The sequence below is a fragment of the Streptosporangium sp. NPDC002721 genome (assembly GCF_042888905.1).
GTDB lineage: Bacteria > Actinomycetota > Actinomycetes > Streptosporangiales > Streptosporangiaceae > Streptosporangium.
The window spans coordinates 134,188-149,581 of sequence record NZ_JBIAQI010000024.1 but is presented as its reverse complement, the minus strand read 5'-3'; the positions used below and the strand labels follow the sequence as shown (position 1 = coordinate 149,581).

Here is a 15,394-nt window from a genome sequence, read left to right as displayed (position 1 = left end):
CCGGACCATCGCCGGACCCCGGCCTCGGGAGAGATCTCCGAACATTCGAGGGCGGGGGCTCTGTTGACCGGACCCGGCTGGTCTCCGGACGCGAGGGTGGTACGCGAGGGGCCGCTCACCTGGGCCCAGCACGAGTGGGTCCAGTGGATCCCCACCGACACGGACACCTCCTACGAGGACAACATCTGCGCCGCCGTACCGGGACGGGACCTGCCCGTCGGCCAGGTCACCTCGGCGGTACGCGACGTCCTCGCCCGGCACGAGGGGCTGCGGTCACTGGTCCGCCGCGCGGGTCGCGAGGACAGCCTCCAGTACGTCTGCCCGGTCGACGACCGGCTGGACGAGGTGGTCCAGGTGATGGAGGGCGAGGCGTCCTTCAGGCGGCGGTTCGACACCCCGTGGCGGCGCACCTGCTTCAGAATCGGCGAGCAGTGGCCCGTCAGGGCCGTCCTGGACGCGGCCGGTGGGCGCGTGCGCCGGATCGACCTCGTCGTCGACCACGTCGCGATCGACCCCTGGGGGATGCGGGTCCTCTGCGACGACCTGAACCACGCGCTCCGCGCGCGGGCCGCGGGCCGCGAGCCGTTCGCTTCCGGCCCCGGCCCCGGCCCCGGCTCTGGCGGTCTCGGCGTGGAGCAGCCGATCGACGTCGCGCTCTCCGAGACCTCTCCCGCCGGGCGTGCCTACCAGCGGCGGGCCCTGGGCTACTGGGAGCGGCGGCTGGGCGAGATCGGCAAGGCGCTCGACGGCCACGTGCCCTTCGCGCCCTCGCGAGCCCCCCTCGGGCGTCCCGGCGGGTCACAGGCCGGCGAGTCGTCCGATCAAGGAGAGTTCCGTTCCTGCTGGCTGGCGTCCCGCCGCGCGGGACGGGCGGCGGGCGCCATAGCGCGGGCGACGGGCGTCTCCCCCTCCGCGGCCTTCCTCCTCGCCTTCGGCACCGCCGTCTGCGCGGTGGAGCGGTCACCGCGGGCCGGGATCTTCGCGATCTCGGCGAACCGCTTCTCCGCCGGGGCGGGACGGTCCGTGCGCAAGGCCACCATGACGATGCCCGTGCTCCTGCCCGCCGTGCCGGCTGTGCCCTCCACGCCTCCCCTGTCCGCTCTGTCCGCTCTGTCCGCCGACTCGCCGGGGGCCGCGTACCGCAGGGCGCTGGCGGACTGCGCCGCCCAGCAGCTGTCCGGCCACCGGTTCGCCAACGCCGATCCGTACGCCACGGAACGGATGTGCGAGGAGATCCTCGGCGACCTGTACAAGACCGGGGTGGCCTACCCCCGGTTCAGCTACATGGACGAGGGGGTCGCCGACGACCTCAACACGCTGTGGCCCGCGGGCGACGACGGGTTCCCCGGCGACGAGGACGACCGGACCGTCACCTTCTCCCCGCCCCGCCCGCTGGGCGCCCGCTACATGATGACCGTCCTGCACCGCCCCGCGGGCGCCGTGTTCAGCCTCCAGTGGAGTGACGCGACCGGCTGGGGGGAGACCGCGGAGGACATGCTCCTGTACATCGAGGACCTGATGGTCTGGGCCGCGTCCGGGTGCGCGGGAAGCCCTCCGGAACTCGGCGACGCGAGCCCGGCGACCTGACCGGGGAGGGCCGCCGCGAGCACGGCGGTGGCAGGATCGCCGTGAACGCGGCGGTGGCACGACGAGACACCGGGAGGCCCTCACATGGACGCTCAACACGACGATCGAGGTCGCGAAGGACCGGCGGTCTCCATGGGCCTCGCCGCCCCCCGGGACCGGCACCTCGACTGGGACGGCTGCCACAACGTCCGCGACCTGGGCGGCATGCGCACCGCCGACGGGCGCGAGACGCGCTGGGGCGCCCTCGTCCGCTCCGACGCCCCCGAGCGCCTCAGCCCGGCCGGATGGCGGGCGCTCGCGGACCACGGCGTCCGTACGGTCGTCGACCTGCGCAACGACGGCGACTGGCGAGGCGAGGAGGTGCGCCGTCCCTCCGGTCTGACCACCGTGCGCGTGCCGCTGGACGACCGGGGCGACACCGAGTTCTGGTCCGGGCTCGCCGAGGGCCTGTACGGCACCCCCCTGTACTACCGGCCCTTCCTGGAGCGGAAGGCGGAGCGGTGCGCCGCCGCGATATCGGCGATCGCCCGCGCCGAGCCCGGCGGGGTCGTCGTGCACTGCATGGCGGGCCGCGACCGCACCGGGCTCGTCACCCTGCTGATGCTCGCCCTCGCGGGCGTGCCGGCCGCCGACATCGCCGCCGACTACGAGCTGAGCACCGAGCGGCTGCGGCCCCTCTTCGTCAAGCTCGGCGAGGCCGACGAGAGTCCCAGGATCCAGGCGGCGCTCGACCGCGCGAACACCACGGCCCGCGAGGTCGTCATGGCCACGGTCGAGTCGCTCGACGTCGAGTCCTACCTGCGCGGCGCCGGGCTCGGCGAGGCCGATCTGACCGCCGCCCGCGACCGGCTCGTCGGTCCCGTCACCTGAGCGACACCCTCCACCAAACCCGCCGACACCCGCCGACACCCGCCGACACGACCAGGCCGCACCCGCCACCCGCACGACACGACCGGCCGCACCCGCCGCCCCCGTCACCTGGACGGTGCCGCCATCCGGGCGGCGTCGGCGTACACCTCCGTCAGCCTGTCGACCGCCTGGTCCCAGCCGAACCGGGACGCGTGGGCGAGCGCGCCCGCGCCGAGCGACCGCAGCAGGCGCGGCGCGGCCACGAGGTCGCCGAGCACGCGGGCGTACGCGGCCGGGTCGTGCCCCTCCACGAGCACGCCGGAGACCCCGTCCCGCACCGCGGTGCGCAGGCCGCCGACGGCCGCGGCGACCACGGGGGTGCCGCACGCCTGGGCCTCGACGGCCACCAGCCCGAACGTCTCGGCGTGGGAGGGCACCACGACGGCGGTCGCCGCCCGGTACCAGTCGGCGAGCCTGGGCTGCGGGCAGGGCGGCTCCAGCCGTACCTGACCGGTGAGGCCGAGCGTGGCGGCGAGCTTGCCCAGGTGGTCGGGGCGGCCCCAACCGGCTCCGCTGGGCCCGCCCACGATCGCCACGACGAGGCGCCCGGCGAGGGCGGGGGTGCGGCGGATCATCCCGGCCGCGGCGTGCAGCAGGACGTCCGGCGCCTTGAGGGGCTGCACCCGCCCGGCGAACAGCAGCACGACGGCGTCCGGGGGGAGGCCGAGCGCGCGCCGGGCCCCGGCCCGCGAGCCCGGCCGGAACAGGGACAGGTCGACGCCGGGATTGACGGTCCGCACCCTGGCCGGGTCGGCCCCGTACAGCGTGACCAGTTGGTCGGCCTCCTGCACGGTGTTGGCGACGAGCCGGTCGGCGGCGGCCACCACCTCCGTCTCCCCCGCGATGCGCCCGGCGGGCTCGGGCTCGTCGCCCGCCGCGAGCGACGCGTTCTTCACCGCGCCGAGCGAGTGCATGGACTGCACGAGGGGAACGCCCCAGCGCGTCTTGACGACCGCCCCCACGCGTCCGGCCAGCCAGTGGTGGGCGTGCACGAGGTCGTACCCGCCGTCCGGTCCCCGGCCGGCCCCCGCGCGCAGCATCTCGGCGGTGAACGGGCCGAGGGTGGCGGGAAGGTCGTTCTTGTCGAGCTCCCTGGGCGGTCCCGCGGCCAGATGCCTGACCAGCACGCCGGGGGCGAGCTCGGCCAGCGGCGGCGCGCCCGGGGCGTCGGCGCGCGTGAAGATGTCCACCTCGACGCCCAGCGCCGCCATCCGCCGGGCGACCTCGACGATGTAGACGTTGAGCCCCCCGGCGTCACCCCCGCCCGGCTGGGCGAACGGGGAAGTAAGGACGCTGACGGTCGCGATCCTCCGGGGAAGGGGAAGGCGTCGCGGCACGGGCATTCACCTCCGCTTGAGCACTCGCCCGGGGCGTGTCGTTCTCCGCTCCCGCGGCTGGGAATCTCCGGCGACCGGAACCGCGGCACCGGCGCCGGGTTCTCGGGCGGCGCGGCGCGAGCCGTCCCGCCTCCCGGGTGACCGCGCCGTCACAGGATCCCGGCGGAGGCATGAAGGAGTCCGGCGAGGTACGGCTGCCGCACGCGGCGCCCCCGCCGTTCTCCCGGGACGGAATCCGGAAGTCGTGCCCGGCCGCCGTGGGATCACGGGGGGCCGGATGTGGTCGTCGCGATCCGGCGGGACGCGCCGGTCGCGAACTGTGAACGATCAGACACTCTCGCCCGCGGCGTCGTCAACCTGTTGACGCCGACGTCACGGCGCAGGACATTGGCAACAATTGGCCACCCCGATGGTGCCAGCGCCCTGGTGTGCGGTTACGTTCGCGGCCCCCGGAAGAGATCCGGCGGCGGCCTTTCGCGGCCCGTCGACCCGTTCACGGCCCCTCGGCCCGGCCGGCCCCCGGCGGTAATCCGGAAAGCGATCCAGACAGTTCTTCACAACTATCTAGCAATGTTGTGCAATTTTCTGGCACACTCTGGCAAGAATAGCCGCAAGGGGGATAAGGCTTGTGGGTGGACTATCTGACCAACTACGTGCCCTGGACGAGGACACCGCCTCCGTCTACTTCAGGGCACTTCACCGGGGCCATATCGGTAAGGCCCACGACGTCGCCGACGAGCTCGGCCTCGACCCCCGCACCGTCGAGGACGCGATAGAACGGCTGACCCGCCTGCACCTGCTCCGGCCGGAGCCGGGACATCTGACCAACCTCGTTCCGGTGAACCCGGAGATCGCCGCCGCCTCGCTGATATCGCCGATGGAGACGGAGATCCACCACCGGCGCGACCTGATCACCGGCATCCGCGCGCAGATGCACTCCCTGATGCACGGGTACGACGAGGTGCAGCGCACCAGGAAACCGGCGAACCCGGTGGAGTCGCTGCCCGACGGCGCCGCCGTGCGCGGATCGCTGCACATGGCGGCGGAGGCGTGCGAGCGCGAGATGCTGAGCGTCGAGCCGAACGCGCCCTCCTGGGCCGACCTCGACGACACGCTGACGCGCAACCTCGCCATGCTGGAGCGGGGGGTGCGGCTGCGGATGCTCTACCAGCACAGCGCCCGCGCCGACCTGCCCACCAGAGGGCACATCAAGAAGCTCATCGCGGCCGGTGCCAGCGTGCGCACCACGCCCCAGCTGCCGAACCATCTCGTGATCTTCGACGGGGAGATCGCCTTCATGTCCCGGCCGGGCGAGGCGGGTGCGGCGCCGGGGGCGGTCGCCGCCCGCGACCTGTCCGTCGTCGGGTTCCTGTCGGAGGTCTTCGAGCACCTGTGGAACTCCGCGACCCCCTACTCCGCCACCGACCTGGGCTACCAGGGCGCGACGGACGAGATACAGCACGCCATCGTCACCTTGCTGGCCCAGGGCTTCACCGACGAGGCCGTCGCCCGCAGGCTGGGGATGTCGGTGCGCACCTGCCGCCGCCACATCGGCGCGCTGCTCCAGAACCTGAGCGCGGTGAGCCGGTTCCAGGCCGGGATCCGGGCCGCCGCGAGCGGGTACGTCGACGCGCGGTGACCCCCGCCGCAGGCCCGGCGGGCGATCACTACAGAAACCCGGAAACCCGGAAGCAGAGAGGGCCGAGCGGAGCCATGCCGTACGACCGTCGCATTCTCCTCGTCCACGCCCACCCCGACGACGAGTCCATCGGGACGGGCGCCACGATGGCGAGGTACGTCGCCGAGGGCGCGTACGTCTGCCTGGTGACGTGCACCCTGGGCGAGGAGGGCGACGTGGTCCCGCCCGAGCTGGGCCACCTCGCCGCCGGGCGGGAGAACCGGCTGGGCCCGTACCGCGAGGGCGAGCTGGCGGTGGCGTGCGCGGCCCTCGGCGTGCACGACCACCGCTTCCTCGGCGGGCCGGGACGCTGGCGCGACTCCGGCATGATGGGCTCGCCGTCCAACGACCACCCGGACTGCTTCCACCGCGCCGACCTCGACGAGGCCGCCGCGGAGCTGGTCCGGATCATCAGGGAGGTCAGGCCCCAGGTCGTCGTCACCTACGACGACAACGGCTACTACGGCCATCCCGACCACATCCAGGCCCACCGGGTGGCGTGGCGGGCGTTCGAGAAGGCCCCCGACCCGGCCTTCGGCGAGGGCGAGCCGTGGCGGCCCTCCCGGTTCTACGTCACCGCCATGCCGCTGGAGGAGCTGGGGCGGGCGGTGGGCACCGGGCCGTTCAAGCGGGTCGGCTCCGTCGAGGAGTTCGGCTTCGGCGTCCCGGGCGAGCGGGTGACGACGCGGGTCGACGCGAGGGCCCATCTAGGCGCCAAGATCACCGCACTGCGCGCGCACCGCACCCAGCTGAGCGTGGACGGCTCGTTCTTCGCGCTCTCCGACAACGTGGGGCAGCCCGCGCTGGGCGTGGAGTACTACACGCTGCTGGCGGGAGAGCCGGGCCCGCCCGGCGAGGACGGCCGCGAGACCGGCCTCTTCGGCTGACCCGTCGACCTGTTGACCCGTCCTCCCGGCGCCGCCACCGGCCGCGCGGCCCGGCCTGTCGCTACTGCGACGTGACCGGTCACGAGGGAGCGAACGGTCAGATCTCCTCCTTGAGCCCGGTGGCCGGGTCGAGCTGGCGTGGCTGCATCCCCGCCCTCGGGTGGTGCAGGTCGAAGGCCGGGCGCTCGGAGCGGATGGTGGGGATCGAGGTGAAGTTGTGCCGGGGAGGCGGGCAGGAGGTGGCCCACTCCAGCGAGTTGCCGTACCCCCACGGGTCGTCCACCGTCACGCGCGGAGCGTGGCGCGCGGTGTACCAGAGGTTGTAGATGAACGGCAGCGTGGAGGCGCCCAGCAGGAACGCGCCGGCCGAGGAGATCACGTTGAGCCCGGTGAAGCCGTCGAGCACGCTGTAGTCGGCGTAGCGGCGCGGCATGCCGTGCGCGCCCAGCAGGTGATGGACGAAGAAGGTGGCGTGGAAGCCGATGAACAGCGTCCAGAAGTGCCACTTGCCCAGCTTCTCGTTCAGCATCTTGCCCGTCATCTTCGGCCACCAGAAGTAGAAGCCCGCGAACATCGCGAACACCACGGTGCCGAAGACCACGTAGTGGAAGTGCCCGACCACGAAGTACGAGTCGGTCACATGGAAGTCCAGCGGCGGTGAGGCCAGGATGACGCCGGTCAGCCCGCCGAACAGGAACGTCACCAGGAAGCCGAACGCGAACAGCATCGGCGTCTGGAACGACAGGTGCCCGCGCCACATGGTGCCGACCCAGTTGAAGAACTTCACCCCGGTCGGGATCGCTATCAGGAAGGACATGAACGAGAAGAACGGCAGTAACACCTGCCCGGTGGCGAACATGTGGTGTGCCCACACCGTCATCGACAGGCCCGAGATGGCGATCGTCGCGCCCACCAGGCCGATGTAGCCGAACAGCGGCTTGCGGCTGAAGACGGGGATCACCTCGGTGATGATGCCGAAGAACGGCAGCGCGATGACGTAGACCTCCGGATGGCCGAAGAACCAGAACAGGTGCTGCCACAGGATCGGCCCGCCGGTCCGCGGCTCGTAGATGTGGGTGCCGAACTTCCGGTCGGCCAGCAGGGCGAGCAGCGCGGCGGCCAGCACCGGGAAGGCCATCAGCACCAGTACGCCGGTGAGCAGCGTGTTCCAGGTGAAGATCGGCATGCGGAACATCGTCATCCCGGGGGCCCGCATGCAGATGATCGTGGTGATGAAGTTCACCGAGCCCAGGATCGTGCCGAGTCCGGACATCACCAGGCCCGCGACCCACAGGTCGCCGCCGAGCTGCGGGGAGTGGGTGGCGCGGGAGAGCGGCGGGTACCCCGTCCAGCCGAAGTCGGCGGCACCCCCGTCGGTGAAGAACCCGAGGCTCGCGATGAGGCCGCCGAACAGGAAGAGCCAGAAGCTGACCATGTTGAGCCGGGGGAAGGCCACGTCGGGCGCGCCGATCTGCAGCGGCATGACCACGTTGGCGAACCCGGCGAACAGCGGCGTGGCGAACAGCAGCAGCATGAGGGTGCCGTGCATGGTGAACAGCTGGTTGTACTGGGCGTTGCTCACCACCTGCATCCCCGGGTGGACGAGCTCCGCCCGGATGACCAGGGCCATCAGCCCGGCGAACATGAAGAAGACGAACGAGGTGATCAGATACATGTAGCCGATGACCTTGTGGTCCGTGCTCGTGAGCCAGCGTACGACGATCGAGCCCGGCGCCTTCCCGCGCGGTGCCAGCGGTGAGGTCAGCGGCTCCTCGCGTGACTGTTCGAAGGTCGTCACGACCCACCCCCCTCGACCCGGCCCGCCCCCGAACCGGCACGTTTCCACGAACTGAACCGCACCCGAACCGGCACGTTCCCCCGAACCGAACCGAACCGAACCGCACCGGACCGGACCGCACCCGAACCGGCACGTCCCCACGAACCGGACCGCCCGCAAACCGGACCGCCCCCGAACCGGCCCCTCCCCGAGCCGGACCGCCCCCGAAGCGGCGCGGCATCCGATTCCCGCCGCCTTCCCCCGGCCATCCCCAGGGAAAGCGGCTCCCACTCGCCCGCGCCGTCATCTTGTCCGCGCGATGACCTTGCGATTAATCCCTCTTGTCCGCCTTCCGCCACCCACCCGCCCCGCCGCCCGACGGCACGGGTCCGGCCCGGCCCGCCCACATCCCCCGGGCAACATCGGACGGCCCGTCGCGCTTGACCCGGGGGCAGACAGGGCACGCCGCTGGAAACGGAGTGCAGAAAGGAGCAACCTCATGGCCCAGCGACAACGAGTCGTCGTGATCGGAGGAGGGTTCGCGGGTTTCACCGCCGTCCGTACCCTCTCCCGGATCGCGAAGGGGGCGATCGAGATCGTCCTGATCAATCCGACCGACTACTTCCTCTACCTGCCCCTGCTGCCGGAGGTCGCGGCGGGCATCCTCGACCCGCGCAAGGTCGCGGTCCCGCTGGCGGGCAACCAGCCCGGGGTGCGGCACCTGCTCGCCACGGTGGACCGCGTCGACATCGAGGCGCGCCGCGTGAAGTGCACCGACACCGAGGGCAACCACCGCGAGCTGGGCTACGACCGCCTGGTGGTCGCGGTCGGCAGCGTCAACAAGCTGCTCCCCGTCCCCGGCGTCGCCGAGTACGCCCACGGCTTCCGCAGCATCGCCGAGGCCCTCTACCTGCGCGACCACCTGATCCGCCAGATCGAGCTCGCCGACGCGTCCGACGACCCCGAGGAGCGCGGGGCCAGGTGCACGTTCGTGGTCGTGGGCGCCGGGTACACCGGGACCGAGGTCGCGGCGCAGGGTCAGCTGCTCACGCTCGACATCCGCGGGCGGCGGCCGGGGCTGCGCGACCAGCCGGTGCGCTGGATCCTCGCCGACATCGCCCCGCGCATCCTCCCCGAGCTGGACGAGCGCCTGTCCCGGACCGCGCACCGGACGCTGTCCGAGCGGGGCATGGAGATCCGCACCGGTACGAGCGTGGCCGAGGCGACGGCGGAGGGGGTCAAGCTCTCCGACGGGGAGTTCGTGGCGACCAGGTCCCTGATCTGGTGCGTCGGGGTGCGTCCCGACCCGATGGTGGAGTCCCTGGGGCTGCCGACCGAGAAGGGGCGCCTGCTCGTCGACGAGTACCTGAGGGTCCCCGGCCACCCGGAGATCTTCGCCTGCGGCGACGCGGCCGCCGTTCCCGACCTCACCCGGCCGGGCGAGTACACCGCGATGACCGCCCAGCACGCCAGCCGCCAGGGCAGGCGCGCGGCCCGCAACGTCGCCGCCTCCTACGGCCACGGGCGGCTCCTGCCGTACAAGCACAGCGACCTGGGGTTCGTCGTCGACCTGGGCGGGACCGGCGCCGCCGCGAACCCGCTGGGCGTGCCGCTGTCGGGCATCCTGGCCAAGGCGGTCGCCCGGGGCTACCACCTGCTGTCCATCCCGCGCAACCGGGCGCGCATCGCGGGGAGCTGGTTGCTGGACCTGCTGGTACCCCGCCAGACCGTCCAGCTGGACGTGGTCCGCGGTCAGGCGGTCCCGCTCAAGCACACCGTCCCCGAGACCCCCCACGGATCGGACGGGAAGTCGTCGAAGAAGAGTGCCTCGCGGAAGGCGAAGGCCGCGTCGAAAGCGGGAGATTCGTAAAGGACCACGAGATTTTCGGCCCTTCCGGCGATGCCTCCGGGGAGCCGGGTAGGGGCGGGGTATGGCAGAGATCGGTTACACGATGATGTGCGAGCAGACGCCCGCCAGGCAGCTGGTCAAGGACGTCACCACCGCCGAGCGGGTCGGCTTCGACTACGCGGTCATCTCCGACCACTACTTCCCCTGGCTGGAGGAGATGGGCCACTCCCCCTACGCCTGGTCGGTGCTCGGCGCGGCGGCGCAGGCCACCCGGCGGCTGCCCTTGATGACCTACGTGACCTGCCCGATCATGCGCTACCACCCCGTCGTGGTGGCGCAGAAGGCGGCGACCATGGGCGTGCTGAGCGAGGGCCGCTTCACGCTGGGACTGGGCGCCGGGGAGAACCTCAACGAGCACGTGATCGGCCAGGGCTGGCCCTCGGCCGACACCCGGCACGAGATGTTCCGCGAGGCCGTCCAGATCATCAGGGAGCTGTTCGAGGGCGGCTACGTCAACTACCGCGGCGAGTTCTTCGACGTCGACTCGGCCAAGCTGTTCGACCTGCCCGACCGGCCCGTCCCGCTGGCGATCGCCGCCTCCGGCGGCCGGTCGGGGAGGATCGCCGCCGAGCACGGCGACGGGCTGGTCGCCGTCGACCCCGACGCGGACCTGGTACGCCTGTTCTCCGGCGAGGGCGGCACGGGCAAGCCCGTCTACGGCCAGCTCGCCATCTGCTACGACCCCGACATGAAGGCCGCCAGGGAGCGGGCGCACCGGCTGTGGCGCTGGTCGCTGGCCGGGTGGAAGGTGATGGCCGAGCTTCCCGGGCCCGTCAACTTCGCCGCCTCCGCCGAGACCGTGCGGCCCGAGGACGTCGCGGCGAAGGTGCCGTGCGGCCCCGACGTGGACGCCGTGGTCGAGGCGGTACGCGCCTACACCGACGCCGGTTTCACCCACGTCGCCCTGGTCCAGATCGGCCACGAGCACCAGGACTCGTTCCTCGAATGGTCGCAGAAGGAGCTGCTCCCCGCCCTGAGGAGCCTCTAGCCACCGGCCCCGGGCCTCACGCGCCCCGGCCCTGGACCTCACCCGCCTTGGCTCCGGACCTCACGCGCCTTCGGCTCCGGCCCCGTCACCCGCAGGGAGAACCGGGAAAACCGGAAGAGCCGGAGGAGCCGGAAGAGCCGGAGGAGCCGGAGGAGCCGAAAGAACCGGAGAACCGGGAGCGGCGGGCCCCGCCCGGGGCACCCGCCGCGACGGCGGTTCCCCCCGGGCGTACGGGGAAGGCTCACCGGGGTGGATGACGTGTGGGATCTGGTGGTCGTCGGCGGCGGGCCCGCGGGTGCGGCCGCCGCCCTGCGCGCGAGGCAGCTCAGGCCCGAGGCGCGGGTCCTGCTGCTCGACAGGGCCGACTTCCCCCGCGACAAGGCCTGCGGCGACGGCATCGCCGCCCACGGGCGCGACGAGCTCGCCCTGCTGGGCCTCCCCGACCTCATCGCCGACTACCGGCCGACACAGCGCCTGGCGGTGGTCTCCCCCGGTGGCGCGCGCGTCTCGGCCACCTCCGCCCGGCCCAACCACGTCGTGCCCCGCAAGGTCTTCGACGCCCGCCTCGTCGACGCCGCCCGCGCCCGGGGCGTCGAGGTCCGCCGCCACCAGGTCCGCAGGCTCGCCGTCCTCGGCGACCGCGTGGTCCTCGACGGCACCGTCACCGCCCGCGCCGTCGTCGCCGCGGACGGGGCCAACTCGACCGTACGGCGCCTCATCGGCGTCTCCCCCTCCCCCGAGAGGCACACCGCGATCGCCGTGCGCGGCTACGCCGACGTGCCCGCCGGCGACGACGTCCAGTCCATCTTCATGCAGCGGGACGGGTGGCCCGCGTACGCGTGGTCGTTCCCGATCGGTGACGGCACCGCCAACGTCGGCTACGGCATGCTCCTGCCCCGGCTGCACGCCACCGGCCGGCCGGGCAGGGAGGTGCTGCACGGCAGGCTCGCCGAGCTGCTGCCCCACGTGAGCGCCCGTGACCTGCGCGCCCACCACCTGCCGCTGTCCCCCGGACGGCCGAGGCCGGGTTCCGGGCGGGTGCTGCTCGCCGGTGACGCCGCCGGTCTCGTCAACCCGCTCACCGGCGAGGGCATCTTCTACGCGCTGGTCTCCGGCCGGCTCGCCGGGGAGGCCGCCGTCCGGGCGCCGGGCGATCCGCTGCCCGCGTACCGGCGCGGACTGGGCAGGGCCCTCGGGCGGCACCTGCGCACCACCGACGTGCTCGCCCTCGCCTCCCAGTCACCCGGCTTCATCGACGCCGCGATCGACACCGCCGCCCGCCGCAAGGAGGTGTTCGACCTGCTGGTCGACGTGGGCCTCGGCGCGGGGACGGTACCGGCGCCGCTGGCGCTGGCCGTGGCCCGCCGCTGGCTCCTGAACACCGTCCGGCGACGCTGAACCCCCGGACACGATCACCGACCGGCACCGGCGCCGAGCACGGCGACCGACCGGCACCGAGCAGCGAGCGGGCACCGGACGGCGCCTCCGGTCACGTCCGGCTGGCACCGGGCGCGGGGCGGCGCCGGGAGGTCAGTCCCGGCCGGAGACGACGCGGAGCAGGTGGGCGGTCTCGGCGGCCATGGCCTCCCGCGCGGCCTCCAGCCGGGGCCGGGGGTCGGCGCCCGAGGGTCTCCCGGCGAAGGAGTCGCGGAGCGCGCCGGTGAAGGCGACGTTCAGCGCCGTCCCGATGTTGATCTTCTTGATCCCGGCGGCGACGGCCCGGCGGAGCTCGTCGTCGGGCACGCCCGAGGAGCCGTGCAGGACCAGCGGGACGGAGTCCGGCAGCGCCGCGCGCAGCTCAGCGATCAGGTCGTGGTCGAGCCTGGCGCTGCGCGAGGTCATGGCGTGGGAGCTGCCCACCGCCACCGCGAGGCCGTCGACCCCGGTCGCGGCGACGAACGCGGCGGCCTCGGCGGGGTCGGTACGCGCGCCGGGCGCGTGCGCCCCGTCCTTCCCGCCCACCTCGCCCAGCTCGGCCTCCAGCCACAGGCCGTTCTCCCGCGCCCAGCGCGCGGCGGCCTCCGTCCTGGCGAGGTTGGTCTCGTACGGGTCCCGCGACGCGTCGTACATGACCGACCCGAACCCCGCCTCGGCGGCCTCGTACAGGAGCGCGTCCTCGGTGACGTGGTCCAGGTGGAGGGCGACGGGCACCGGGGCGGCCTCCGCGAGGGCGCGCGCGGCGGCGGCGAGGGGGCGTGGGCTGCCGAGGCGGAACCGTACGGCGTTCTCGCTGATCTGGAGGATCACCGGGATCCCCTCCCGCTCGGCGGCGACCACGACGGCCTCGGCGTGCTCCAGGGTGATGATGTTGAAGGCGCACGCCCCGCCGTCGGCGGAGGTGACGATCGAAGCTGTCGTGGCGAGCGGCATTACGTCTCCTGGGACAGAGCGCGGTAGATGGCGAGGTCGACTGGCATTACGTCTCCTGGGACAGGACGCGGTAGATGGCGAGGTCGACTGGCATTACGTCTCCTGGGACAGGACGCGGTAGGCGGCGAGGTCGACGGTCCCGGCGACCGGGGACAGCACGGCGGCGGCGGACAGCGCGACCGCGTCGGCGAGGACGGCGGGCCAGTCGATCGGGCCGGGGCCGAGCAGCGCCCTGGCGAGCGCGGCCGCGGCGGCGTCCCCGGCACCGGTGGGGTTGCCCGGCAGCCGCCGGGGCGGGCGGGCGGACCAGCTGCCGCCGGGGGTGACGGCGAGCAGGCCGCCCGCTCCCCGGGAGACGACCACCGCCCCCGCGCCCGCGCCGAGCAGCCGCGAGGCGGTCTCCTCCGCGGGGCCGGGACCGGCGACCCGTTCGAGTTCGGCGGCGTTCGGCTTGACGATGTCGGGGCCCGCGGCCACCCCGAGCCCAAGGGCCTCGCCGTCGGCGTCCAGCAGCACGCGTACGCCGAGCGCGCGGGCGCCCGTCACCAGCTCGGCGTACGCGCCGGGGGCGACGCCGGGCGGCAGGCTGCCCGACAGCACGACGACCCGGGCGTCCCGGCACAGCTCCAGGAACAGGGCGAGGAACTCCCGCCACTCCCCCGGGGTGACGGCCGGTCCCGGCTCGTTGAAGATCGTGGCGTCGCCGTCCGCGACCACCGTCACGGTCCGGCGGGAGTCGCCCGCCACCGGCGCGAAGCGGGCCGGGACACCCTCCGCCGCGAGGTCCGCGGTGATCCGCTCGCCGGTGCTCCCGCCCGCCAGCCCGGTGGCGACGACCCCGGCACCGAGGGTGGCGAGGACGCGGGCGACGTTGACGCCCTTGCCCCCGGCGCGATGGTGGACGGCGGTGACGCGGTGCGTGGCGTTCGGCACCAGCGCCTCCACCTCGTAGGTGACGTCCAGCGCGGCGTTGAGGGTGACGGTGACGATCTCGCCCATGACTACTGGAGGATCACCGAACGGGTCAGGTTGCGCGGGGTGTCCGGGTCGAGGCCGCGCGAGCGGGCCAGCTCCACCGCGAGCCGCTGGGCCCGGATCAGGTCGGCCAGCGGGTCGAGGGCGGTGACCGTGGTCAGGGCGCCGGTGCGGGCGACGTCGTCGAGCAGCTCCTCCTGGCCGCCGAAGAACCACACCAGGCTGTTCTCGTCGGCGATACTGATCGGGCCGTGCCGGTACTCCATCGCGGGGTACGCCTCCGACCAGGCCAGCGCGGCCTCCCTGAGCTTCAGGGCCGCCTCCTGGGCCAGGCCGTTGGTCCAGCCGGCGCCGAGGAAGGTGAACTGCCGCCGCGAGAGCGCCCCCTCGGGGAGCGGCGCGGCGAGCGCGGTCTCGGCCTGGGCCGCGAGGTCGGCGGGGGCCTCCCCGAGGTGCGCGCGGAGCAGGGCGAGCCCGCTGGTGGCGAAACGGGTCTGCACGACCGAGCGCTCGTCGGCGAACTCCAGCGCGATCACCGTCCCGGCCAGACCCGTCACCGGGGTCTCGGGATCGGCGGTGACGGCGACCGTCGGGATGTCCCCGGCCGCCTCCAGGGCGTGCAGCACCTCCGTCGTGGTCCCGGACCTGGTGATCGCCACCAGCCTGTCGTAGCGGCGCGCGGGCACCTCGGAGGCGGGGAAGGCGTCGGTCTCCCCCTGCCCCGACCGCTCGCGCAGGACCGCGTAGGCCTGCGCCATGTAGAGCGAGGTGCCGCAGCCGACCACGGCGACGCGCTCACCGGCCTCCGGCAGGCCCGCCGGGTTCGCCGCGCCGATATCCAGCGCCTGACGCCAGCACGCGGGCTGGCTGGCGATCTCCCGCAGGACGTACGTCACGTGCGCCTCCTCGTGGATGCTTATTTATGCTTGCAACATGCCATATTTGAGCATGTATGAGCAATAGTAATTGTTTCAATG

Annotated in this window: 12 protein-coding genes; 7 read left to right on the top strand and 5 right to left on the bottom strand. The window is 73.2% G+C overall.

What is annotated here, in order from left to right:
• The first annotated feature begins 63 nt into the window (after positions 1-63).
• Positions 64-1,587, top strand: coding sequence for a hypothetical protein (locus tag ACFYWM_RS31545; protein ID WP_389921042.1), 1,524 nt, complete (start codon positions 64-66; stop codon positions 1,585-1,587).
• 84 nt (positions 1,588-1,671) lie between these two features.
• Positions 1,672-2,457, top strand: coding sequence for a tyrosine-protein phosphatase (locus ACFYWM_RS31540; RefSeq protein WP_389921039.1), 786 nt, complete (start codon positions 1,672-1,674; stop codon positions 2,455-2,457).
• Between the two features lie 104 nt (positions 2,458-2,561).
• Here ACFYWM_RS31540 and mshA read toward each other — a convergent pair whose 3' ends face one another.
• Positions 2,562-3,839, bottom strand: coding sequence for a D-inositol-3-phosphate glycosyltransferase (mshA, locus tag ACFYWM_RS31535; RefSeq protein WP_389921036.1), 1,278 nt, complete (start codon positions 3,837-3,839; stop codon positions 2,562-2,564).
• A 622-nt stretch (positions 3,840-4,461) separates the two neighbouring features.
• Here mshA and ACFYWM_RS31530 point away from each other — a divergent pair.
• Both ACFYWM_RS31530 and mshB read left to right on the top strand, forming a co-directional pair.
• A complete protein-coding gene (locus tag ACFYWM_RS31530; RefSeq protein ID WP_389921034.1) occupies positions 4,462-5,472 on the top strand; it encodes a hypothetical protein in 1,011 nt (336 codons plus the stop codon).
• A gap of 74 nt (positions 5,473-5,546) precedes the next feature.
• Positions 5,547-6,398 (top strand): N-acetyl-1-D-myo-inositol-2-amino-2-deoxy-alpha-D-glucopyranoside deacetylase, encoded by an 852-nt coding sequence (gene mshB, locus ACFYWM_RS31525; RefSeq protein WP_389921031.1) that lies wholly within the window; start codon positions 5,547-5,549, stop codon positions 6,396-6,398.
• A 97-nt stretch (positions 6,399-6,495) separates the two neighbouring features.
• On the opposite strand, the gene ctaD is transcribed toward mshB, so the two are convergent.
• Entirely contained in the window at positions 6,496-8,196 is a 1,701-nt protein-coding gene (ctaD, locus tag ACFYWM_RS31520; protein WP_389921028.1) for a cytochrome c oxidase subunit I, read from the bottom strand.
• Positions 8,197-8,674: 478 nt separating this feature from the next.
• On the opposite strand from ctaD, the gene ACFYWM_RS31515 reads away from it, so the two are divergent.
• The 3 genes from ACFYWM_RS31515 to ACFYWM_RS31505 all read left to right on the top strand — a co-directional run bounded on the left by ACFYWM_RS31515 (position 8,675) and on the right by ACFYWM_RS31505 (position 12,470).
• Positions 8,675-10,045, top strand: coding sequence for an NAD(P)/FAD-dependent oxidoreductase (locus tag ACFYWM_RS31515; RefSeq protein WP_389921025.1), 1,371 nt, complete (start codon positions 8,675-8,677; stop codon positions 10,043-10,045).
• Between the two features lie 61 nt (positions 10,046-10,106).
• Positions 10,107-11,072 (top strand): LLM class F420-dependent oxidoreductase, encoded by a 966-nt coding sequence (locus ACFYWM_RS31510; RefSeq protein ID WP_389921024.1) that lies wholly within the window; start codon positions 10,107-10,109, stop codon positions 11,070-11,072.
• Between the two features lie 249 nt (positions 11,073-11,321).
• Entirely contained in the window at positions 11,322-12,470 is a 1,149-nt protein-coding gene (locus ACFYWM_RS31505) for an NAD(P)/FAD-dependent oxidoreductase (protein ID WP_389921022.1), read from the top strand.
• 132 nt (positions 12,471-12,602) lie between these two features.
• Here the strand turns inward: ACFYWM_RS31505 and ACFYWM_RS31500 are convergent, their stop codons facing one another.
• From ACFYWM_RS31500 to ACFYWM_RS31490, 3 genes are all read right to left on the bottom strand, one after another.
• The gene (locus ACFYWM_RS31500) at positions 12,603-13,442 is read right to left on the bottom strand and encodes a class II fructose-bisphosphate aldolase (protein ID WP_389921020.1); all 840 of its coding nucleotides are present in this window, start codon (positions 13,440-13,442) and stop codon (positions 12,603-12,605) included.
• Between the two features lie 93 nt (positions 13,443-13,535).
• The gene (locus ACFYWM_RS31495; RefSeq protein ID WP_389921016.1) at positions 13,536-14,441 is read right to left on the bottom strand and encodes a 1-phosphofructokinase family hexose kinase; all 906 of its coding nucleotides are present in this window, start codon (positions 14,439-14,441) and stop codon (positions 13,536-13,538) included.
• 2 nt (positions 14,442-14,443) lie between these two features.
• Entirely contained in the window at positions 14,444-15,313 is an 870-nt protein-coding gene (locus tag ACFYWM_RS31490; RefSeq protein WP_389921012.1) for an SIS domain-containing protein, read from the bottom strand.
• Positions 15,314-15,394: the final 81 nt, after the last annotated feature.